Annotated in this window: 20 protein-coding genes, 4 tRNA genes and 1 pseudogene; 20 read left to right on the forward strand and 5 right to left on the reverse strand. The window is 55.9% G+C overall.

From position 1 onward, the window contains the following. Positions 1-81: 81 nt before the first annotated feature. A complete protein-coding gene (locus A0257_15975) occupies positions 82-678 on the reverse strand; it encodes a hypothetical protein (GenBank protein ID AMR28442.1) in 597 nt (198 codons plus the stop codon). A gap of 118 nt (positions 679-796) precedes the next feature. On the opposite strand from A0257_15975, the gene A0257_15980 reads away from it, so the two are divergent. After that, positions 797-2,116, forward strand: coding sequence for an adenosylhomocysteinase (locus A0257_15980; GenBank protein AMR28443.1), 1,320 nt, complete (start codon positions 797-799; stop codon positions 2,114-2,116). A gap of 101 nt (positions 2,117-2,217) precedes the next feature. On the opposite strand, the gene A0257_15985 is transcribed toward A0257_15980, so the two are convergent. Further along, positions 2,218-3,087 (reverse strand): hypothetical protein, encoded by an 870-nt coding sequence (locus A0257_15985; protein AMR28444.1) that lies wholly within the window; start codon positions 3,085-3,087, stop codon positions 2,218-2,220. Between the two features lie 239 nt (positions 3,088-3,326). Between A0257_15985 and A0257_15990 the strand changes: the two genes are divergently transcribed. The 6 genes from A0257_15990 to A0257_16015 all read left to right on the forward strand — a co-directional run bounded on the left by A0257_15990 (position 3,327) and on the right by A0257_16015 (position 7,524). Continuing rightward, positions 3,327-4,094 (forward strand): hypothetical protein, encoded by a 768-nt coding sequence (locus A0257_15990; GenBank protein AMR29806.1) that lies wholly within the window; start codon positions 3,327-3,329, stop codon positions 4,092-4,094. Continuing rightward, positions 4,091-5,167, forward strand: coding sequence for a hypothetical protein (locus tag A0257_15995; protein AMR28445.1), 1,077 nt, complete (start codon positions 4,091-4,093; stop codon positions 5,165-5,167). The genes A0257_15990 and A0257_15995 overlap by 4 nt, the downstream gene beginning before the upstream one ends. Positions 5,168-5,323: 156 nt before the next feature. Further along, complete coding sequence (locus A0257_16000) at positions 5,324-5,974, forward strand: RNA polymerase subunit sigma (protein AMR28446.1); 651 nt, start codon at positions 5,324-5,326, stop codon at positions 5,972-5,974. Between the two features lie 51 nt (positions 5,975-6,025). After that, a complete protein-coding gene (locus A0257_16005; protein AMR28447.1) occupies positions 6,026-6,328 on the forward strand; it encodes a hypothetical protein in 303 nt (100 codons plus the stop codon). 12 nt (positions 6,329-6,340) lie between these two features. Further along, complete coding sequence (locus tag A0257_16010) at positions 6,341-6,931, forward strand: guanylate kinase (protein ID AMR28448.1); 591 nt, start codon at positions 6,341-6,343, stop codon at positions 6,929-6,931. Beyond that, a complete protein-coding gene (locus A0257_16015) occupies positions 6,928-7,524 on the forward strand; it encodes a nicotinate-nicotinamide nucleotide adenylyltransferase (protein AMR28449.1) in 597 nt (198 codons plus the stop codon). The genes A0257_16010 and A0257_16015 overlap by 4 nt, the downstream gene beginning before the upstream one ends. Before the next feature lie 81 nt (positions 7,525-7,605). Here A0257_16015 and A0257_16020 read toward each other — a convergent pair whose 3' ends face one another. The 3 genes and pseudogenes from A0257_16020 to A0257_16030 all read right to left on the reverse strand — a co-directional run bounded on the left by A0257_16020 (position 7,606) and on the right by A0257_16030 (position 9,641). Then, on the reverse strand, positions 7,606-8,169 hold the full coding sequence (locus A0257_16020; protein AMR28450.1) for a ribosome recycling factor: 564 nt from the start codon (positions 8,167-8,169) through the stop codon (positions 7,606-7,608). A 227-nt stretch (positions 8,170-8,396) separates the two neighbouring features. After that, positions 8,397-9,098 (reverse strand): annotated as a pseudogene (gene pyrH / locus A0257_16025) (UMP kinase). A 39-nt stretch (positions 9,099-9,137) separates the two neighbouring features. Next, complete coding sequence (locus A0257_16030) at positions 9,138-9,641, reverse strand: acetyl-CoA carboxylase biotin carboxyl carrier protein subunit (GenBank protein ID AMR28451.1); 504 nt, start codon at positions 9,639-9,641, stop codon at positions 9,138-9,140. Positions 9,642-9,737: 96 nt separating this feature from the next. Here A0257_16030 and A0257_16035 point away from each other — a divergent pair, with 96 nt between their 5' ends. The 13 genes from A0257_16035 (at position 9,738) to rpoB (ending at position 21,747) form a co-directional block, all read left to right on the forward strand. Continuing rightward, complete coding sequence (locus A0257_16035; protein AMR28452.1) at positions 9,738-12,341, forward strand: alanyl aminopeptidase; 2,604 nt, start codon at positions 9,738-9,740, stop codon at positions 12,339-12,341. 171 nt (positions 12,342-12,512) lie between these two features. Beyond that, positions 12,513-12,592, forward strand: a tRNA-Tyr gene (locus tag A0257_16040). A gap of 23 nt (positions 12,593-12,615) precedes the next feature. Next, positions 12,616-12,688 (forward strand) — tRNA-Gly (locus A0257_16045). Positions 12,689-12,718: 30 nt separating this feature from the next. Next, a tRNA-Thr gene (locus tag A0257_16050) sits at positions 12,719-12,790 on the forward strand. A 168-nt stretch (positions 12,791-12,958) separates the two neighbouring features. Then, entirely contained in the window at positions 12,959-14,146 is a 1,188-nt protein-coding gene (gene tuf / locus A0257_16055) for an elongation factor Tu (protein ID AMR28453.1), read from the forward strand. Between the two features lie 126 nt (positions 14,147-14,272). Next, a tRNA-Trp gene (locus A0257_16060) sits at positions 14,273-14,346 on the forward strand. Positions 14,347-14,399: 53 nt separating this feature from the next. Further along, positions 14,400-14,597, forward strand: coding sequence for a preprotein translocase (locus A0257_16065; protein AMR28454.1), 198 nt, complete (start codon positions 14,400-14,402; stop codon positions 14,595-14,597). 10 nt (positions 14,598-14,607) lie between these two features. Further along, positions 14,608-15,165 carry a transcription termination/antitermination factor NusG gene (locus A0257_16070; protein AMR28455.1) on the forward strand — a complete coding sequence of 186 codons (558 nt, stop codon included), beginning with the start codon at positions 14,608-14,610 and terminating at the stop codon, positions 15,163-15,165. A 117-nt stretch (positions 15,166-15,282) separates the two neighbouring features. Continuing rightward, positions 15,283-15,726: a 50S ribosomal protein L11 gene (locus tag A0257_16075; protein AMR28456.1), complete on the forward strand. Its 444-nt coding sequence runs from the start codon at positions 15,283-15,285 to the stop codon at positions 15,724-15,726. 20 nt (positions 15,727-15,746) lie between these two features. Further along, on the forward strand, positions 15,747-16,445 hold the full coding sequence (locus A0257_16080; protein AMR28457.1) for a 50S ribosomal protein L1: 699 nt from the start codon (positions 15,747-15,749) through the stop codon (positions 16,443-16,445). 15 nt (positions 16,446-16,460) lie between these two features. Continuing rightward, positions 16,461-17,015, forward strand: coding sequence for a 50S ribosomal protein L10 (locus tag A0257_16085; GenBank protein AMR28458.1), 555 nt, complete (start codon positions 16,461-16,463; stop codon positions 17,013-17,015). 64 nt (positions 17,016-17,079) lie between these two features. Beyond that, positions 17,080-17,457, forward strand: coding sequence for a 50S ribosomal protein L7/L12 (locus tag A0257_16090; protein AMR28459.1), 378 nt, complete (start codon positions 17,080-17,082; stop codon positions 17,455-17,457). A gap of 423 nt (positions 17,458-17,880) precedes the next feature. Continuing rightward, positions 17,881-21,747 (forward strand): DNA-directed RNA polymerase subunit beta, encoded by a 3,867-nt coding sequence (rpoB, locus tag A0257_16095; GenBank protein ID AMR28460.1) that lies wholly within the window; start codon positions 17,881-17,883, stop codon positions 21,745-21,747. Positions 21,748-21,863 lie beyond the last annotated feature (116 nt).

The following is a 21,863-nucleotide window of genomic DNA, read 5'->3' on the forward strand; positions in this document are numbered from 1 at the left end:
AACGGGGCGCTGGTGCATTTGCCGCCCACAATTGAACACCGTGCCAAACCGGGGGGGTAGGGCCTGGGGGCCCTAGTCGCCTCAGAGCTGCCAGCGCAGGGCGAAGGCCGGCCGGCCATTGAGCGCCGCCATGCCCACGCTGGCCGGGCGCAGCTTGGGCCATATGCTACCGTGCCCGGCGGGCAAGTCCGAATTATAGTTATCAACCGCCTGCTTCAAATACTCATTGGTGTGGCGGTTGATGAAAAGTGTTGCCAGCAAGCTCACTACCGCGATGCCGGCGGCCGCCTGCTGCGCGCCGTTGAAATAAACCGGGTCGCCGTGGCTGAATACCTGCGACCCGTAGAACCCGAGCGACCCTACCAGCAGCGCCTTATCGGCCAGGTACAGCGATTTTTGCCGCTTGTAATTGTCCAGCTCGCCGAGCGCCGACGCATTGCCCGCGAGGTAAGGCCGCAGCTTGCCGCCGAAGAAGCCAGCATTTTGGTAGTCCTCCCCCGTTTTGCCGGGGGGTAGGAAATAAAAATTATGTTGCGGGCCGTACTGGCCGCGCTCCTGGTCTTCGGGCGAAAGCCGGATAGTAGCCGGCGCGACTTGTTGCGCCTGGGCCGCCTGAGCGCCAACTGCCAGGCTGACTGCTAAAAAAGATGTTGCCAGCCAGTGAATTGTGCGTCCCATATGAATAAAAGGTATTGTAACGGCCGGCAAAGGTATGCGCTGTGCGCATCGACCCAACGCCCAAACAAAGCGTTATCTTCGTGGTTGAAACGCCAGACCTTTCATTTGCCGATTTATTATGGTAGCGACCAAGCCCACAACCTACGTTCCCTATAAAGTAAAAGACCTGAGCCTGGCCGAGTGGGGCCGCAAGGAAATTCGCTTGGCCGAAGCCGAAATGCCCGGCCTCATGTCCCTGCGCGAAGAGTTTGGCCCCAGCCAGCCGCTTAAAGGCGCCCGCATCGCTGGTTGCCTGCACATGACCATTCAAACGGCCGTGCTCATTGAGACGCTCATCGCGCTCGGGGCCGACGTCACGTGGTCGTCGTGCAACATATTTTCGACCCAGGACCATGCCGCCGCGGCCATCGCCGCCGCCGGCATTCCGGTATATGCCTGGAAGAGCATGAACGAAGAAGAGTTCGACTGGTGCATCGAGCAAACAATGTGGTTTGGCGAGGAGCGCCAGCCGCTGAACATGATTCTGGATGATGGCGGCGACCTCACCAACATGGTGCTCAACCAGTTCCCCGAGCTGGCGGCCGGCATCAAAGGCGTGAGCGAGGAAACCACGACCGGCGTGTTGCGCCTCATCGAGCGCGTGAAAGATGGCTCGCTGCCCTTCCCCGCGTTCAACGTGAACGACTCGGTAACGAAGTCAAAATTTGACAATAAATACGGCTGCAAAGAGTCGGCCGTGGACGCTATCCGCCGCGCTACCGATGTAATGATGGCCGGCAAAGTGGCCGTAGTAGCTGGCTACGGCGACGTAGGAAAAGGTACTGCCGCTTCGCTCAGCGGCGCTGGTGCCCGCGTCATCGTAACCGAGATTGACCCCATCTGCGCCCTGCAGGCTGCGATGGACGGCTTCGAAGTGAAGAAGATGGAGAACGCCATTCCGCGCGCCGACATCGTTATCACGACCACCGGCAACTGTGACATCATCCGCGAGGAGCATTTCCGCGCCCTCAAGGACAAGGCGATTGTCTGCAACATCGGCCACTTCGACGATGAAATCGACATGGCCTGGCTGAACAAGAACTACGGCCACACCAAAGACACGGTGAAGCCGCAGGTTGATATCTATAATATTGACGGCAAAGAGGTTATCATCTTGGCCGAAGGTCGTTTGGTGAACCTGGGCTGCGCCACTGGTCACCCCTCGTTCGTGATGTCGAACTCATTCACCAACCAGACGCTGGCCCAGCTAGAGCTGTGGAAGAACGCCGACCAGTACGAGCACCAGGTGTACACCCTACCCAAGCACCTCGACGAGAAAGTAGCCCGCCTGCACCTCACCAAAATCGGTGTCGAGCTGGACGAGCTCACGCCCAAGCAAGCCGACTACATCAAGGTGCCGGTGGAAGGCCCGTTCAAATCGGACCTGTACCGCTACTAGGGGGTAGGAAAATTCGAAATAAATACAAAAAAAGGTCTCGCCAGCATTGCGCTGGCGAGACCTTTTTTTGTGAGGTAGCGCTCGTATTGGCAGGCGGCAGCCTAATCCAAAAACTTAGTGCCCGTCAGTGTTTCGCTTATCTGCCATAGCCGTTGGTTGTTAGCCGCCGTGTTGAAGCTGCTTTTCACTGGCTCCGGCTTTTTCTTGCTAAAAAAGCCACCGCTGGTATTCCCTACCTCCTCATCCGAGGTCAGGAAGATGCTGGTTTCCGCGCCCTTCTCGGGCGAAAGCATGAAGGGCCGGCCCAAGGCCAGCACGGCCGACAGCCAGCCGCCCGACTGCTTGCCGTAGCCCGTAGCCACTGCGCCGGGGTGCAGCGAATTAGTGGTCACGTTCGTGATGCCGTGCGCGCGCAGGCGCTGGGCCAACTCCTGGGTAAACATAATATTCCAAAGCTTGGTGGTGCCATACTCCCACATCGCGCTGTATGAGCGCTCCGACTGAATGTCATCGAGCGTGGGCTTGGAAAAGCGGTAGGCCATCGAGGCTACGTTGACGATGCGGGCGGCCGGGCTTTTTTGCAGCAGGTCGAAGAGCAGGCTGGTGAGCAAAAATGGCCCCAAGTGATTGGTTGCCAGCGTCATCTCGTAGCCATCGGCTGATAATTCGCGCTCGGTCCCAAACATGAGGCCGGCATTGTTCACCAACACGTCGAGGCGCGGATACTTATCGTGCAACTGAGCTGCCACGTCGCGCACTTGTTGCAGCACCGACAGGTCGGCCAGCACGATATCAACCCGCTCATTGCCCGTGGCCGCGATAATTTCGCGCTGCGTGCGCTCGGCCTTGCCGCGGTTGCGGGCCAGCATAATAACGTGCGCGCCCTGCCGCGCCAGCTCGCGCGCCGTAATTTCGCCAATGCCCGAGGTAGCCCCCGTGACGAGGATGATTTTGTCTTGTAAGTCAGCCATGATTTTCGTTAATGAAGTGGCCCGGCTATACGTGAGCAGCCAGCTAAGGGTAAGCCAACGCCAAATTCCGCGCTAGCGCCGGGCCTTGGTGGCGGGCTTGGGCAGCGTACCGCGCAGGTTTGGGCAGTTGCTGAAAGGCCTCAGAGGGGTTGATGAAAGAGAAGGGGGGGTAGGCGCTCATAAGCAAATTTGCAGCTTGGCCGCGCCGCCTACCTTTGCCGGTGCTTTTTAGTGTGCCCGTGCCAGCGCTTTCCATCGTCATCATCACCTTCAACGAAGAGGCTAACATTGCCCGCTGCCTGCAGGCGCTGGTCAATGTGGCCGATGAAGTGCTGGTCGTGGATTCTTTTTCAACTGACCGCACCGTGGAAATCTGCCGTCAGCACGGCGCGCGGGTGGTGCAGCACGCCTTTGCGGGCTACGTCGAGCAGAAAAACTTTGCTACCGACCAAGCCAAATTTGACCACATCTTGCAGCTTGATGCCGACGAAGTGCTCACCAACGAGTTGCGGCAAAGCATTGGGGTAGCGAAGGCGAACTGGCAGCACGCGGCGTATTCGCTGGCCCGCCTCACCAACTACTGCGGCACCTGGGTGCGCCACGGCGGCTGGTACCCCGACCGCAAGCTGCGCCTCTACGACCGCCGCCTGGGCCGCTGGCAGGGCCTGCTGCTGCACGAGCGCTACGAGGTGCAGCCCGGCCAAACGACCGGCCAGCTCGCCGGCGATGCGCTCCACTACTCCTATAATTCTATCGCGCAGCACGTTAGCCAGCTCAATAAATTCACCAGCATCACGGCGCAGGAGCTGGCGCTGCGGGGCAAGACGCGGGTCACGCTGTTTCATCTGCTAGGCAAGCCGCTCTGGAAATTCGTGCACGGCTACGTGTTTCGACTGGGCTTTTTGGATGGCTTCGCGGGGCTGAGTATCGCGGTCATCTCGGCCTGGGGCGTGTTTTTGAAGTTCGCGAAGCTGAAAACCGGCACCCAAAACGCTCCCACCGCGTGAGCCAGACCTTCCTCGTCTCGCGCACCGACGCCATCGGCGATGTGGTGCTGACCCTGCCCGTAGCCGGCTGGCTCAAGCAGCACTACCCCGGTTGCCGGGTGGTGCTCATCGGGCGCGCCTACACGGCGGCCGTGGCGGCGGCCTGCCCGTGGGTGGATGATTTCCTGAGTCTGGATGAGCTGGAAGAACTAGGTGAGCCCGCCGCCGTCTCCTCTCTTGAAGCGCGGGCGATGGAAGATGCGCAGGTGGCAGGAATCCAGGAATACCAAGCTCAAGCCATTATTCACGTCTTTCCTAATAAATTATTGGCCCGGCTGGCCCGGCAGGCAGGTATTCCGGTGCGCATCGGCACGCGCAACCGGCTGTTTCACTGGCTCACCTGCAACCGGCTGGTGGCCCTCAGCCGCCGCCACTCGCCCCTGCACGAGGCCCAGCTGAACCTGGCGCTGCTGGCCCCGCTGGGCCTCCCTACCCCCCTTCCGCTGGCCGAAGCCGCTGCCCTGGTGCGCCTGGTGCCCGCCGTGCCGCTGTCGCTTCAGTTTCGGGAATTATTGGCTGCCCGCCAGCCGGGCCAGCTCAATATCATTCTGCATCCGCGCAGCCGGGGTAGCGCCCGCGAGTGGGGCTTGCCGCATTTTGGCCAGCTGGCTCGGCTGCTACACGCGGCCGGGCACCGGGTTTTTATCAGCGGCACGGCCGCCGAAGGCGAAGAGCTGGCCGACTGGCTGCGCGAAAACGCGGCCTTTTTAGCGGCCAACCTCACCGGGCAGCTCGACCTGCCCGAATTCATTGCCTTTATCGCGGCGGCCGATGGACTGGTGGCGGGTAGCACCGGGCCGCTGCACCTGGCCGCGGCGCTGGGCCGCCACGCGCTGGGACTATATCCGCCCACAAAACCCATGCATCCTGGCCGCTGGGGGCCGCTCGGGCCGCACGCCGGCTACCTGGTTTTTGACCGCCCCGATTGCCAGGATTGCCGCACGCAACCCACCGCCTGCACCTGCATAAAAGCCATTGAGCCTGCTATGGTAGCCGCCCAGGTTGCTCAGTGGCAGCCGTTGCCGGCAAACTAGCACCTGCCTCCTGTCGTAAGTGGTTTCACGGTAGGCTCATTAACACGAAATTGGTTCAGTTACCTTAGGCTTTTCGGCCAATCGGGTAACTAAATCGCTGCTGTGTGGTCTTACTTTTGCCCAACTGCTGACTTTATATCCGCCTTATCTACTATTATGAGTGACTCTCCCGAACGGGTGAAGCTGAGCAAAGAGGAAAAAGACCGGCGTTTCCAGGCCGAGTTGATGCCCGTGCTCGACCCGCTCTATAACTTCGCCTACCGCCTCACGCTCGACGAAGACGACGCCAATGACCTGGTGCAGGAAACTTACCTCAAGGCGTACCGCTTTTTCGAGTACTTCGAGCCCGGCACCAATGCCAAGGCCTGGCTTTTCCGCATCCTGAAAAACTCGTTTATTAACGATTTTCGGAAGAAAAGCAAGCAGCCCGCTAAGGTCGATTACAGCGAAATTGAAGGATATTATAACCCCGATGAGGTAGAAGGCGATGCTGACACCGGCGCCTCCTCCTCAGATATGCGGCAGCAATCGACCCGCGACCTGATTGGCGACGAGGTAGCGAGTGCGTTGAACTCACTACCCGTTGATTTTCGGACTGTTATAATCCTGTGCGACCTCGAAGGCTTCACCTATGAGGAGATGGCCAAAGTGCTCGATATTCCTATCGGCACGGTGCGTTCGCGCCTGCACCGGGCCCGTAATTTCCTTAAAGAGAAGCTGGAAAAATATGCTTCCTCGATGGGTTATGGGAACGATGACGCGCAGGACGCAGTTGATGACGCCGAACACGACGACGAAAATACTTAATTCCTCCCTCATCATTTAACCCCAGGCTAAGACCCTGTTCCCGACTCGCTCATGGAAGCTACCGCTACTACAACCAATCTGTCGGCCCCCCTTGCCTCAGCCTCCCCGCTGGCCAACGCCCCCGACTGCGACCGCGTGAACAATGTACTTGACCAACTTCTCGAAGGACGGGTCCTGACGGAAGAAGAAGAGGGTTACCTCATTCACCACGGTGAAGACTGCTCGCCTTGCTTCGATGATATCAAGAAGCAGCAGTTTTTTATTGGCTTTCTCAATGAGAAAGTAGGCCGCCGGGCCGTGCCTTCGGCCCTGCCGCACGCCATCATGGCGCGCTTGCACGCCGAAATGGCCTAGCTTTGCAGCCCTATGCAGGGCAAAATCATTGTATTCTCAGCTCCTTCGGGTGCGGGCAAAACGACTATCGTGCATCGGCTCATGGGGTTAATCCCCGAGCTGAGCTTTTCCATCTCTGCTTGCACCCGCGACCGCCGGGGGCGTGCCGAGGTCAATGGCAAAGACTACCACTTCATCTCCGTGGCGGATTTTCAGGATAAAATCCGCCACGACGAGTTTGTGGAGTGGGAAGAAGTGTACGAAGGTGCCTTCTATGGCACGCTAAAATCGGAGATTGAGCGCATCTGGTCCACTGGCCGGCACGCTATTCTCGATGTTGATGTGAAAGGCGGCCTAAGCATCAAGGAGTTTTATAAAGACCGGGCGCTTGCCGTGTTCGTGCGGCCACCATCCATTGAGGCGCTGGCGCAACGCCTCACCGCGCGGGCCACCGACTCTACTTCTAGCATTTCTTCGCGGGTGTACAAAGCCACGTTTGAGCTTGCCTTTGAGGACAAGTTCGACGTGACGGTTGTCAACGACAACCTCGAAGAGGCCGTGGCCCATGCCGAGCAGCTGGTGCGTGACTTCATCGTGAAAGACGCCGCCCCCGAGGCAGTATGAAGCCCGCTGGCTCCGAAGCCCGCCGCGTAGGCCTGCTATTCGGCTCCTTTAACCCGGTGCACACCGGCCACCTCATCCTAGCCGAGCACTTCGCTACGCATACCGATTTGGCCGAAGTCTGGCTGGTAATATCGCCGCAAAGCCCTTTCAAGGTGGGCGATGAACTGCTGCCCGAAGCCCAGCGGCTGGCGCTCCTCGAACTGGCCGTGGCCGACAATCCGCACCTGCGCGCCGAAGCCATCGAACTGTCCCTACCCCGTCCCAGCTACACCATCGTGACCCTGGACGCCCTGCGCGCGCGCCACCCCAGCCACGATTTTGTGCTCCTTATGGGTGCCGATAACCTCGCGGGCCTGCCGCGCTGGCGCGCGGCCGACCGCCTCACCCAGGAGCTGGACCTCTACGTGTACCCCCGGTCCGGCCCGGCGCTGCCTGATTTGGCTCCCTACCCCCGCGCCCGCGTAGTAGCCGCGCCGCTACTCGATATTTCCGCCACGTTCATCCGCCAAAGCATTCGGGAGGAAAAAAGCATCCGCTACTTGGTGCCAACGGCCGTCGAGCAGGAAATTACGGCCCAAGGCTATTACCGCTAAGCAAACCTACTAATTAAGCCGGCCCCGCCACTTCCCGCAGTGGAAGCGGCGGGGCCGGCTCGGTGAGGGAGGGTAGGGACCTCAGATAGTCATAATCTCCGATTCCTTCTTGGTGAAGAGTTTGTCAACCTCGGCGATGTGCATGTCGGTGTATTTCTGCACCTTGGCTTCGGCATCTTTCACGGCATCCTCGGGAGCGCCGTCTTTTTGCAGCTTGCGCAGGGCCTCGTTCACATCCTTGCGGATGCCGCGCACGCGCACCTTGCCACTTTCGGCTTCGTTCTTGGCCTGCTTCACGAGGTCGCGGCGGCGCTCTTCCGTCATGGGCGGAATGTTGAGGCGCACGCCATCAGCATCGGCAATGGGATTCAGGCCCAGGTCGCTGTTTTTGATGGCCTTGGCTACCTCGCTCACCATGTTTTTTTCCCAGGGCTTGATGAGCAGCGAGCGCGGGTCGGGTGCCGAGATGTTGGCAATCTGCGCTACGGGGGTAGGCGTGCCGTAGTAGTCCACGCGCAAGCCATCAAGCATGGCCGGCGAGGCCTTGCCGGCCCGGATGCGGCCCATTTCTACGCCCACGTGGGCAATGGCCTTGCCCATCGATTCCTCCGCGTCGCTGAGGTAAAATTGAATTTCTTCGTCCACTTCTTGAAAAAAGTTAAGAGTTGAGAGGTAAAAGTTAAGAGTTGTGGCCAGGAGCTAAAGTTGGGCCAAGCGTTGCAAAATCCGGCGCGCAACCTTTTAACTCCTAACCCTTAACTGAATCAGGCTTGTTCCGGCTGATTGCCCACCAAAGGGCGCAAGCCACTGTGCTTGGCGTCGAGCAGGGGGGTAGGGCTGCCCGCGTGGGCGGCCTGGCTTGCGCCGCCCATCGTCACGAGGGTGCCGAGGCTTTCGCCGGCAATGAGCCGCTCCAGGTTGCCGGGCGTGTTCATATCGAACACGATGATGGGCAGGTTATTCTCCTTGCAGAGCGTGAAAGCCGTCATATCCATCACGTTCAGGTTTTTAGCCATTACCTCGTCAAACGTGATTTCGGCGTAGCGGGTAGCGGTCGGGTCCTTTTCCGGGTCGGCGGTATAAATGCCGTTCACGCGGGTGCCTTTCAGCACCACGTCGGCCTCAATCTCGATAGCCCGCAGCGAGGCAGCCGAGTCGGTAGTAAAATAGGGCGAGCCAATGCCGGCACCAAAAATCACGACGCGGCCCTTCTCCAAGTGGCGCACCGCCCGGCGGCGGATGTAGGGCTCGCACACCCGCTGAATGGTGAGGCCCGACAGCAGGCGGGTAGGCACGTCCATTTTTTCCAGGGCGCTCTGCAAGGCCATCGAGTTGATGACCGTGGCCAGCATGCCCATGTAGTCGCCCTGCACGCGGTCGAGGCCAAATTGTTCGGCCTGCACCCCGCGGAAAATATTGCCGCCCCCAATCACTACCGCCACCTGAATGCCTTGCGCGGCCACGGCCTTAATTTCGGTAGCGTACTGCATCAGGCGGTCAGCATCGATGCCATATTGCTGCTGCCCCATCAGGGCTTCGCCGCTGAGTTTGAGAAGTATTCGCTGGTAGGTCAAAATGTGGGAGTAGAAAAAGTGAGGGGGGTAGGGGCGGGGCTACGCGAACTGCACGAGCACCTGGCCTTTGGTAACGTTGGCGCGCAGGTCCACTTTGATGCTGCCGATAACGCAGTCGGTGGGCGCTTTCAAAATATTTTCCATCTTCATCGCCTCCAGCACCAGCAGCGGGTCGCCCTTCTGCACGGCCTGGCCAGGCTGCACCCGGATGTCGATAATCAGGCCGGGCATGGGGGCCTTTAGCTCATTGATTTTGGCCACGTTGGCCGCGCTGAAACCCAGGCGGTCAAGCAGCTGATCGAACCGGTCTTTGGCCTGCAACTCCAGGCGCTGGCCGTTGACTTTCAGCGCGAAGGTTTTGGTCGCGTAGTCGGCGCTCAGCACTTCAGCCGAATAAGAGCGCCCACCGTGCAGCACGTGAAAGCGCCCATCGCCAAGGGCCACAAGGTCCCAGGCAAACGGCTGATTGTTGAGCGTGACAGAATCGGTGGCCCGAAAGTCCACCTCCCAGCTGTGCGCTGGGCCAAGGCTAATATGCACCATAGAGAGGCTGGCCCTGCTGGCCGAAGCGGGGATAAAGGTAAGGTGAATCTTAATTTCGTCGGAACTTGCCAGTTCTACTCGCAGTCTGCCCTTCGCATGCGCTACTCTTTTTTTAGCAGTTTTATTTTTTGTGCGCTCACCGTTTTGCCGGCGCTGAGCCAGTCGGCCGGTAGTCAGGGCAAAGCGTCTCACAAGAAATCGGCTGAGTCGGCTCGTAAGAAGCCTGCCGAAGCTGCTTCGGCACTGGTTTCGGCGCCGGCGGTGTCTTCGGGCATCACAGTGCCTTCGTGGCTGCCCCCCGCCGCGCCGGTTCACCCCGCGGCCCCGCAGATAACCGATATAGTTGATACCAAACTCGATGTGCGGTTCGACTATGCGCACCAGTATTTGCTGGGCACGGCCGTGCTCACGCTGCACCCGCACTTCTACCCGCAGAGTACGCTAGTGCTCGATGCCCGCGGCTTCGATATCAAAAGCGTGCAGCTGCTAGGTGCCAAGTCGCCCAAAACGCTGACCTATAAGTACGATGGCCGGCAGCTGACCATCACCCTCGACCACGCCTACACCCGCGAGCAAACCTATCAAGTGCGTATCGGCTACGTGGCCAAACCCAACGAGCTGCCTTCGGGGGGTAGTGAGGCTATTACCTCGGATAAAGGTTTGTATTTCATCAACCCCTTGGGTAAGGAAGCGGGGAAGCCCCGCCAAATCTGGACGCAGGGCGAGACGCAAAGCAGCTCGTGCTGGTTTCCAACCATCGACCATCCCAACCAGCGGATGACCCAGGAAATCACGATGACGGTAGAGGACCAGTTCAAAACCTTGTCGAATGGCTTGCTGATAGCGTCGAAAAAAAACCCCGACGGCTCGCGCACCGATACTTGGCGCCAGAGCCTGCCCGCCGCGCCCTACCTCACCATGCTGGCCGTGGGCGATTTTGCGGTAGTGTCCGATACCTGGCACGGCAAAGCAGTGGATTACTACGTGGAGCCCAAGTATAAAAACACGGCCAAAGCCGTCTTCGGCCGCACGCCGGAGATGATGGACTTTTACTCCAAAAGGCTGGGGGTAGAGTTTCCGTGGGAGAAATACGCCCAGATAGCCGTGCGCGACTACGTGAGCGGCGCGATGGAGAACACCACCGCCACCGTGCATGGCGCGGCCATCCAGGCCACCTCCCGCGAGTTGCTTGATGCCAGCTACGAAACCTCGGAGTCGATTATTGCCCACGAGCTGTTCCACCACTGGTTTGGCGACTACGTTACCTGCGAGTCGTGGAGCAACCTACCACTCAACGAAAGCTTCGCCAACTATTCCCAATACCTGTGGGCCGAGCATAAATATGGGGCTGATGCCGCCGCGCTGGTGCAGCAGCAAGACCTGACGCACTACCTCGAAGAAGCCGATTCCAAGCGCGAGCCACTTATCCGCTACCACTATACCAACCGGGAGGACATGTTCGACCGGCACTCCTACGAAAAGGGGGGTAGGGTTTTGCACATGCTGCGCAAGTACCTCGGCGATGATGCCTTCTTCGCGGGCCTCAATAACTACCTGACCAAGAACAAGTACACCGCCGTCGAAATCAGCAAGTTGCGCACCACTTTTGAAGAAACCACAGGCGAAGACCTGATGTGGTTTTTCGACCAGTGGTTTATGGAGCGCGGCCACCCCGAGCTGAAAATCTCGCACAGCTACAGCAATGGCCAAGTGCTGCTGCACGTGCAGCAAACCCAGGACACGTTGTTCCAGCCTGTTTTTCGCCTCCCGGTCACGATAACCATCTGGCAAAAGGAAAAGCCCACCGACCACCATATCACCATCACCAAAGCTGACCAAACGTTCTCCTTCCTGGCCGCCGATAAGCCAACGATGGTGAAGTTCGACAGCGAAGGCCAGCTCTTGGCACAGCTTGATGAAGGGCGTACTCAGGACGAGCTGATTTTTCAGTTCTATCACGCCCAGAACTACTTGCAGAAGTATGAGTCGCTCGACCAGCTCCAGAATAAGACTACCGATTTTGCTGTGAGCGGTATGATGCGCAATGCTTTAACGGATAATTTTTTCGCCGTCCGCCGTTCGGCACTCGACCACCTGCGCGGCTACCGCGGCCCCAGCGCCAACGCGGTAAAAGCCGAAATTCAGCGCCTCGCCACCACCGACCCTAACAGCGCCGTGCGGGCCCAGGCCCTGCTCACGCTCGCCTCCTTCCCCAACGATAACTACGCCGCCACCTATCAGGCCGCCCTGCGCGACAGCTCGTATCTGGTTGAAGCCGGCGCTGTCGATGCGCTGGCCAAAGTGCCCAGCCTGCTAGCCCGCGCTCAAATTGCCGCCCTCGAAAACACCTCCAACTCGACGCTGCTGGTGGCGCTGGCCAGCTACTACGCCCAGCGGGGCACCATCGACCAGTATGGCTGGTACCTGCGCCGCCTGCCCGACCTCACCGACATTGACCTCTACACTTATTTGCAGGCATTCGGAAGCTTTATGACCCAGGTACCCGTGGTGGAGCGTGAAAAAGGCGTGCAAAAGCTGGAAAGTATCGCCCGCACGCACCCGCAGTATTTTGTAAGGCTAGGTGCGTATCGGGGCCTGCTTAACCTGGTGCCCAGCCAGCCCGCTTTAAAAAATGTGTTGTTCGACATAAAAACAAAGGAAACCGATGAGCGCCTCAAAGCGGCTTATAACTTAATGTAAGCCAGTAAAAAGGCTAGCAATAAAGACCTCCGTTCAAGCTTGATTTCCACATGGCTCAGTAAAAAAGAGGGGGTAGGGAATCACTTTTTTCTGAATGTACTCTTGCATTCTGCCGAAAAATCCGTACTTTTGCGTCTCAATTCCGGTAAACGGCCGGATTTGTTTATAAATGGGGGTATCGCATAGTGGCAATTGCGGGTGACTGTAACTCACCTCCTTCGGGTTCATAGGTTCGAGTCCTGTTACCCCCACATTTTAGAAGTTTAGACCAACTGCGGGAGTAGCTCAGCTGGTAGAGCGGCAGCCTTCCAAGCTGCAGGTCGCGAGTTCGAACCTCGTCTCCCGCTCACGGTCTAAAATTCGAAAGTACCTTTTAAGCCGTTTTAGCTCAGTGGTAGAGCACTTCCTTGGTAAGGAAGAGGTCATGGGTTCAAATCCCATAAATGGCTCAGCATTTTACGGAACTCCCTACCTTCGGGTCGGGTTAAGGCCGGGTCAGCAAAAGAAGCGATACACAGCACACAAGCCTGAATTGGCCCTGGCTGGGTTTCGCTTCCTTGCCATATAAGGCCACTTGCTTTTAATTTTTACTTCCCCTCTTTTTCTACCTCTTTACAATGGCTAAAGAAAATTTCGACCGGTCGAAGCCGCACGTAAACATCGGCACCATCGGTCACGTCGACCACGGCAAGACTACCCTAACTGCTGCTATCACGCAGGTGCTGGCTGGCAAAGGCTTGGCCGAAAAGCGCGATTTCGGTTCGATTGATAACGCCCCCGAGGAAAAAGAGCGTGGTATAACCATCAACACTTCGCACGTAGAGTACTCGACGGTTAACCGTCACTACGCACACGTTGACTGCCCTGGTCACGCTGACTATGTGAAGAACATGGTAACCGGTGCTGCTCAGATGGACGGTGCTATCCTGGTGGTGGCTGCTACCGACGGCCCGATGCCCCAGACCCGCGAGCATATCCTGCTTGCCCGTCAGGTAGGTGTTCCCCAACTGGTGGTGTTCATGAACAAAGTGGACATGGTGGATGACCCTGAGCTGCTTGAACTCGTGGAAATGGAAATCCGTGAACTCCTCTCGTTCTACAACTTCGATGGCGACAACATTCCGGTTATCCAGGGTTCGGCCCTCGGTGGCCTGAACGGCGACGCCAACTGGGTACCCAAAATCGAAGAATTGATGGACGCGGTTGACTCGTTCATTCCGATTCCTGCTCGTCTGACCGACCTGCCCTTCCTGATGCCTGTTGAGGATGTGTTCTCGATTACTGGCCGTGGCACTGTTGCTACCGGTCGTATCGAGCGCGGTATCATCAACTCGGGTGAGCAAGTTGACATCCTCGGCATGGGTGCCGAAGGCCTGAAATCGACGGTAACGGGTGTGGAAATGTTCCGCAAAATCCTGGACCGTGGCGAAGCTGGTGACAACGTAGGTCTGTTGCTCCGTGGCATTGAAAAAGAAGCCATCCGTCGCGGCATGGTTATCTGCAAGCCCGGCTCGGTAACTCCCCACCAGAAGTTCAAGGCCGAGGTGTACGTTCTCTCGAAAGAGGAGGGCGGCCGCCACACCCCGTTCTTCAACAACTACCGTCCGCAGTTCTACCTGCGTACCACCGATGTTACCGGCATCATCACCCTCCCCGAGGGCGTTGAAATGGTAATGCCCGGCGACAACATCACCATCACGGTTGAGCTTATCAACAAAGTGGCAATGGAGAAGGGCCTGCGTTTCGCTATCCGCGAGGGTGGTCGTACGGTAGGTGCCGGTCAGGTAACCGAAATTCTCGACTAGTTTTAGTCTTTTGACTAATAATTAAGACAATCCGCCCCTGAAACCTCAGGGGCGGATTTGTTTTGTCCGAAAAGTTGCTTACCTTTGCACTCCCTTTGGCAAATAGTGCTACTGGTTTTGTTACTTACGAGTGTAGTTCAAGGGTAGAATAGAGGTCTCCAAAACCTTTGATGGGAGTTCGAATCTCTCCACTCGTGCCACTTTTAGTCGCGGTAGCGGCGGTATTTCACACCTTCACTGGCTTTTTGCAATCATGGCTAAGCTGAACAACTATTTCCGCGATACCGTCGAGGAGATGCGTTATAACGTAACGTGGCCCTCGACTGCCGAACTGCAAAAGAGTGCCGGCCTAGTGTTGATTGGCTCTCTCGTTTTCGCCGCCGTAGTTGGTCTGATGGATGTAAGCTTCAATAACGCGCTGCAAGCTTTTTATCAATCTTTCGCCCGCTAGGTTATAAGAAATGGGTGACTTGAAATGGTACGTGGTACGCTCCGTGAGCGGCCAGGAAAAGAAAGCTAAGACGTATATGGAGACTGAAATAGGTCGCCATAATCTGCAGGAATTGTTGCCACAGGTTTTGATTCCGGTCGAGAAGGTTTTTGAGATGCGCAATGGTAAGAAGCGCGTTCGTGAGCGGAATCTGTATCCTGGCTACATCATTATCCATTCGGATTTGACCCACGGCGAGGTGCAGAATATCATTACCTCTACTCCAGGCGTAATTGGTTTTCTGGGCGACAAAGAAACCAAAACGACTAATGCTAAGCCAGTTCCGTTGTCACTCACCGAAGTGAACCGGTTGCTAGGGGTAGTAGATGAGGCCGAAGAACAAACCGCCCAGCTCGAAACGCCTTTCACGGTGGGCGAACTGGTGAAAGTTATCGATGGCCCATTCAATGGCTTCAGCGGTAATGTAAACGAAGTATTTGAAGAGCGTAAGAAGCTCAATGTTATTGTCAAGATTTTTGGACGTGCTCAGCCAGTAGAGTTGAGTTACACCCAGGTAGAGAAAGAATAGTGACTGTTATACGTCGCCTGATATCCACTCCGGTCAGGCGGGGCTTCCACTTAGGAGTATTACTTGAACTGAGGTTGACGCGAGTTACGTCACGCCAATCGCAGCTTTATCAACCAAATGGCCAAAGAAATTAGAGGTTACCTGAAACTTCAGGTAAAGGGAGGCTCCGCGAATCCCGCGCCGCCGATTGGACCTGCGCTTGGTAGTAAAGGCTTGAATATCATGGAGTTTTGCAAGCAGTTCAATGCGCGCACCCAGGATAAAGCTGGCCAAATCTGCCCCGTCCTGATTACGATGTACACCGATAAGTCTTTTGACTTCGTCATCAAGACTCCCCCGGTACCGGTTCTCCTTATGGACGCCGCCAAGTTGCAGAACGGCTCGAAAGAGCCTAACCGTAATAAAGTGGGTTCCGTAACATGGGACCAGGTTCGCACCATCGCCGAAACCAAAATGCCCGACTTGAACGCTTTCAAAGTGGAGTCGGCCATGAAGCAAGTGGCCGGTACGGCTCGTAGCATGGGTATCACCGTGAAGGGCGACTCGCCTTTTGCTGAATAACTAACCGGAGGACATACACAATGGCAGCAATCAGCAAAAAGCGCAAGGAAGCCCTTGCCAAACACGACCTGACGCAGGTACGCAGCCTGCTCGAAGCTGCGCAAGTGGTGAAAGATATCACTTACACTAAGTTTGACGCCTCGGTTGATATCGACGTTCGCCTTGGTGTGGACCCCCGCAAAGCCGACCAGATGGTGCGCGGTGTTGCTACCCTGCCCCACGGCACTGGCAAAACCGTTCGCGTTTTGGCCCTCGTGCCCGCCGACAAAGAAGCAGAAGCTATCGCAGCTGGTGCCGATTTCGTTGGTCTGGACGATTATATCGCCAAAATCGAGAAAGGCTGGACCGATATCGATGTAATCATCACCATGCCTTCGGTAATGGCTAAGGTTGGTCGTCTGGGTCGCGTACTCGGCCCGCGTGGTCTGATGCCAAACCCGAAGTCAGGTACGGTAACGACTGACGTAGCTAAGGCGGTGCAGGAAGTGAAAGCTGGTAAAATCGACTTTAAAGTTGACAAAACCGGTATTATTCACTGCTCAGTAGGTAAGGTATCGTTTGACCCCACTAAGCTAGCTGAGAACGCCTTGGAAGTGATTCAGACGCTTGGTCGTTTGAAGCCTTCTTCGTCGAAAGGCACCTATATCCGTAGCATCACGCTTAGCAGTACTATGTCGCCGGCCGTGCCGGTTGACAGCACGGTTTCTTCCGCTAACTAATAACATCAACCAACCATGAATCGGGAAGAAAAACAAACCCTCGTGGATGAGTTGAGCGAGAAGTTTCAGTCGCACAACGCATTCTATATCGCCGATGCCTCCGGGATGTCGGTAGCGAAAATCAACGATTTCCGTCGCCTCTGCTTCAATCGGGGCTTGGAGTTCAAAGTCTACAAAAACTCTTTCATCCGCAAAGCTCTCGACACTCTCGCTAGCGATACTAGTGAGATGAGTGAGGCGCTGAAAGGTCAGTCAGGTGTATTGTTCTCGAAAGAGAGCGGCTCGACGCCCGCCAAGCTGCTGAAAGACTTTTACAAAGCTCAGGCTTATGGCCGCGGCGTAACGCCCAAGCCCGTGCTGAAAGGTGCCTACGTAGATGCCAGCATCTACATTGGTGCCGACCAGCTTGACACGCTGAGCACTATCAAAGGCAAGAACGAACTCATTGGTGAGGTTATCGGCTTGTTGCAATCGCCTGCCAAAAACGTTATCTCTGCTCTGTCGAGCGGTGGCAATATCCTGGCTGGCCTTCTCAAAACGCTTTCCGAAAAAGAAGAGGTTGCAGGCTAACCGCTGCTCATCTTTTTCAACTTTCAATTAATTTTTAACAACCCCTTTTTACCAATCTACAGAAATGGCAGATTTGAAAGCCTTCGCTGAGCAGCTTGTTAGCCTCACCGTTAAAGAAGTAAACGAACTCGCAGGTATCCTGAAAGACGAGTACGGCATCGAGCCGGCTGCTGCTGCGGCCGTAGCTGGTCCTAGCAATGCTGGCCCTGCTGCTGAGGCTCCCGAGGAGAAGACCTCGTTCGACGTAATCCTGAAGTCGGCCGGCGGCGCTAAGCTGCAGGTGGTGAAATTGGTAAAAGACCTGACGGGCCTCGGCCTGAAAGAGGCTAAGGAACTGGTTGACGGTGCCCCTAAGGCTTTGAAAGAAGGTGTTACCAAGGACGAAGCGGAAGGCCTGAAGAAGCAGCTTGAAGAAGCTGGTGCCGAGGTAGAAGTTAAGTAGGTTCGCCTACGGGCTTGCTCCCGAATCGGATGAGGCCTGGCACTTAGCCAGGTCTTTTCCTGTTTGTAGAGAATAAGTCGAGTTTTGCAACCAGAAGCTGTTATTTGTGGTTATCTTACGCTAGCAGTTTTCTTCTTCTGTCATCCCGAATGGAGCAAAGCAAAATGAAGGACCTTATCACGTTAAAAGTCGTCAGAGTTTCGGACTCATTTGACAAGCGACGTGGTAAGGTCCTTTCCTGCGCTCATAATGACTGAGTTTATATAGTAACTTTTTACCGTAGGTGCAGGTGTAAAAAGTTGTTTTATAGTCTCAATTTGACAGCAAGCTAACTCGTGTAATTAAAGCAGCTTACGCGTACATTTTTTAAAATCTTTCCAATTGGCTACACCGAAAGCACTAGAGGCGGCCGAGGTCAAACATTTGACCGGCGCCAGTGAGCGAATCAACTTCGCCAAGATTAAGAAAGTTATCGAGTATCCGGACTTTCTGGACGTACAGGTACAGTCGTTCCAAGAGTTTTTCCAACTCGAGACGGCTGCTGCAAGCCGTACGAATGAAGGTTTGTTCAAGGTATTTGCCGAGAACTTCCCGATTTCGGACTCGCGCGAGAATTTCGTGCTCAACTTTATTGATTACCATGTTGACCCACCGAAATACACGGTGGATGAGTGTATCGACCGCGGCCTGACCTACGCAGTGCCGCTGAAAGCGAAGCTACAGCTCATTTGCAACGACAAGGATAACGAGGACTTCCAGACAATAGAGCAGGAGGTTTTCTTGGGCAACATTCCGTACATGACGGAAAAAGGCTCGTTTGTAATTAACGGCGCTGAACGCGTTATCGTATCGCAGTTGCACCGCTCGCCGGGTGTTTTCTTCGCCCAGAGCAAGCACACAAACGGTACTAAGCTGTATTCGGCGCGCATTATTCCATTCAAGGGTTCTTGGATTGAATTTGCTACGGACGTAAACAACGTGATGTATGCGTACATCGACCGGAAGAAGAAATTCCCGGTTACAACGCTGCTCCGCGCTATTGGCTACGGCACTGATAAAGATATTCTGGACTTGTTTGGCTTGAGCGAAGAGGTTAAGGCTGATAAGAAGAACCTGAAAAAAGCGGTGGGCCGTAAGTTGGCCGCGCGTGTGCTTCGGACGTGGACGGAGGATTTTGTGGATGAGGATACCGGGGAGGTAGTTTCTATCGACCGGAATGAGGTATTGTTGGAGCGTGACTCAACTATTGAGGAAGCTGATATTGATACTATCGTGGAGGCCGGCGCTAAGTCGGTTATTTTGCATAAGGAGAACGTGAATATTGCGGATTTTGCAATTATTTACAATACGTTGCAGAAGGACAACTCCAACTCAGAAAAAGAGGCCGTTGAGCAGATTTATCGTCAACTCCGTAACACTGAGGCACCTGACGAAGAAACTGCCCGCGACATTATCCAGAAGCTTTTCTTCTCCGATAAGCGCTATGACCTCGGTGAGGTAGGCCGCTACCGGATTAATAAGAAGCTTCAGATTGGTATGGAGCAGCAGTCACGGGTACTGACGAACGAGGACATCGTGCTCATCGTGAAATACCTGATTGGTCTGATTAACTCTAAGGCCATCGTGGACGATATCGACCACTTGAGCAACCGCCGCGTGCGCACGGTAGGGGAGCAGTTGTACGCCCAGTTTGGGGTAGGACTAGCCCGTATGGCGCGCACCATCAAGGAGCGCATGAACGTACGCGACAACGAGGACTTCAAGCCGGTTGACCTGATTAACGCCCGTACGCTGTCCAGCGTAATTAACTCGTTCTTCGGTACCAACCAGCTGTCTCAGTTCATGGACCAAACCAATCCGCTGGCTGAGGTGACGCACAAGCGTCGCGTATCGGCACTCGGGCCGGGAGGTCTAAGCCGCGAGCGTGCTGGCTTCGAAGTACGTGACGTGCACTATACGCATTATGGTCGTCTTTGCACGATTGAAACGCCAGAAGGCCCGAACATCGGCCTGATTTCCTCTCTGTGCGTGCATGCTCGCGTAAACTCAATGGGCTTTATCGAAACGCCTTACCGCACCGTGGTAAGTGGCAAAGTAGATATGAGCGAGAACGTAAAGTTTCTAACTGCTGAGGAGGAAGATACGCACCACATCGCGCAGGCCAACTCGCTGCTTAGCAACGAGGGTAAAATGACGCAGCAATTGGTAAAAGGTCGTTTTGAAGGTGACTTCCCAGTAGTAGCACCGGATGAGTATACCTATATGGACGTAGCACCTAACCAGATTGTATCGGTAGCGGCTTCGCTGATTCCTTTTCTGGAGCACGATGACGCCAACCGTGCGCTGATGGGCTCGAACATGCAGCGTCAGGCAGTGCCGCTTCTGCGCCCCGAGGCTCCAATTGTGGGCACGGGCCTGGAAGGCCGCACGGCTATCGACTCGCGTTCGCTCATCATTGCTGAAGGTGAAGGATACGTTGACTCAGTAGATGCCAACCGCATCATCATCAGGTACGACTTATCGGAAGATGACGTGTCAGTAAGCTTTGATGCGGAGCGCAAGACTTACAGCCTCATTAAGTTCCGCCGTACCAACCAGGATACTTGTCTAAACCTCACGCCGTTGGTTAAAAACGGTGAGCGTGTTACTAAAGGCCAGGTACTTTGCGAAGGTTATGGTACTAACCGCGGTGAGTTGGCGCTGGGCCGCAACATGCAGGTAGCCTTCATGCCTTGGCAGGGTTACAACTTTGAGGATGCCATTGTCATCTCGGAGCGGGTAGTGCGCGACGACATCTTTACCTCGATTCACATCGAGGAATTTGAGTTGGAAGTGCGCGAGACCAAGCGTGGCGAAGAAGAACTGACTTCGGAAATTCCGAACGTGAGCGAAGAAGCCGTGCGCAACCTCGATGACAACGGTATTATTCGTCTGGGCGCTGAGGTTCGCGAAGGTGACATCCTTATCGGTAAGATTACGCCGAAGGGCGAAACTGACCCGACTCCGGAAGAGAAGCTGCTCCGCGCTATCTTCGGCGACAAGGCTGGCGACGTGAAGGATGCTTCACTCAAGGCGCCGCCCTCCTTGAACGGGGTAGTAATTGGTACCAAGCTGTTTTCGCGTCCAAAGAAAGACAAGAACCTGCGGGCCAAGTCCAAGAAGGAAGTTGAGGACCTCAAGGAAGGCTATGCTCGTGAATTGCGCGGCGTAAAAGCGGTGATGATTGATAAGCTGGTGGGCTTGCTGGAAGGCAAGACTAGCCAAGGAATTAAGCACCGCTTTGGTGACGACGTGCTAACGAAAGGTGTGAAATTCAACCGGAAGAACATCAGTGAAGCACTGTTCCCCAATAAGAATGCCTACCGCGACGAGAGCAACTACGCCGTACCGGAAGAGGTGAACCTGTTCAAGGACTTGCAACTCGACCATTGGACTGCCGATGCCCGCGTGAATGAGCTGTTGCTTCGCTTGGTGAAAAACTATGCTAAGCGTCGCAATACCATCACGGCCCGCTTTAAGCGCGAGCGCTTCACGTTGGAGGTTGGCGACGAGTTGCCCGCCGGCATCGTGCAGCTAGCCAAAGTGTACATCGCCAAAAAGCGTAAGCTGAAGGTGGGTGATAAAATGGCTGGTCGCCACGGTAACAAAGGGGTAGTAGCCCGCATCGTGCGCGATGAGGACATGCCTTTCCTACCCGATGGCACCCCGATGGATATCGTGCTTAACCCGCTCGGTGTACCTAGCCGGATGAACATCGGCCAGATTTACGAAACAGTACTCGGTTGGGCTGGTCTGAAGATGGGTCGCACGTATGCTACCCCCATTTTCGACGGTGCTACGGAGGACGAAGTAGCGCATGAGCTAACGGAGGCTGGCCTGCCCGACTGGGGTAGGGCTTACCTATACGATGGCTTGAGCGGCGACCGCTTCGACCAGCCAGTAACCGTGGGCGTAATTTATATGCTCAAACTCGGTCACTTGGTTGACGACAAGATGCACGCGCGTTCCATCGGGCCGTACTCGCTCATCACGCAGCAGCCGCTGGGTGGTAAGGCGCAGTTTGGTGGCCAGCGCTTCGGCGAGATGGAAGTGTGGGCGCTGGAGGCCTTCGGTGCTTCCAATGTGCTCCAGGAAATTCTGACTGTGAAGTCGGATGACGTGGTAGGCCGGGCCAAAGCGTACGAAGCCATTGTAAAAGGCGACGTATTGCCCAAGCCGAACATCCCCGAGTCGTTCAACGTGTTGATTCACGAGCTGCGCGGTCTGGCCTTGGAAATCACGCTAGAGTAACCGAGTTTCTTATTGAGAGTTGGTCGCATTAGCGGCCAACTCTCAGTGAGCTTTATAAAGTTCAGTTGAAAAGCAGTTGGTACGAAACAGCTGTCCCGAGACAGGTCAGGGCAGTG

Source organism: Hymenobacter psoromatis (genome assembly GCA_001596155.1).
Taxonomy (GTDB): domain Bacteria; phylum Bacteroidota; class Bacteroidia; order Cytophagales; family Hymenobacteraceae; genus Hymenobacter.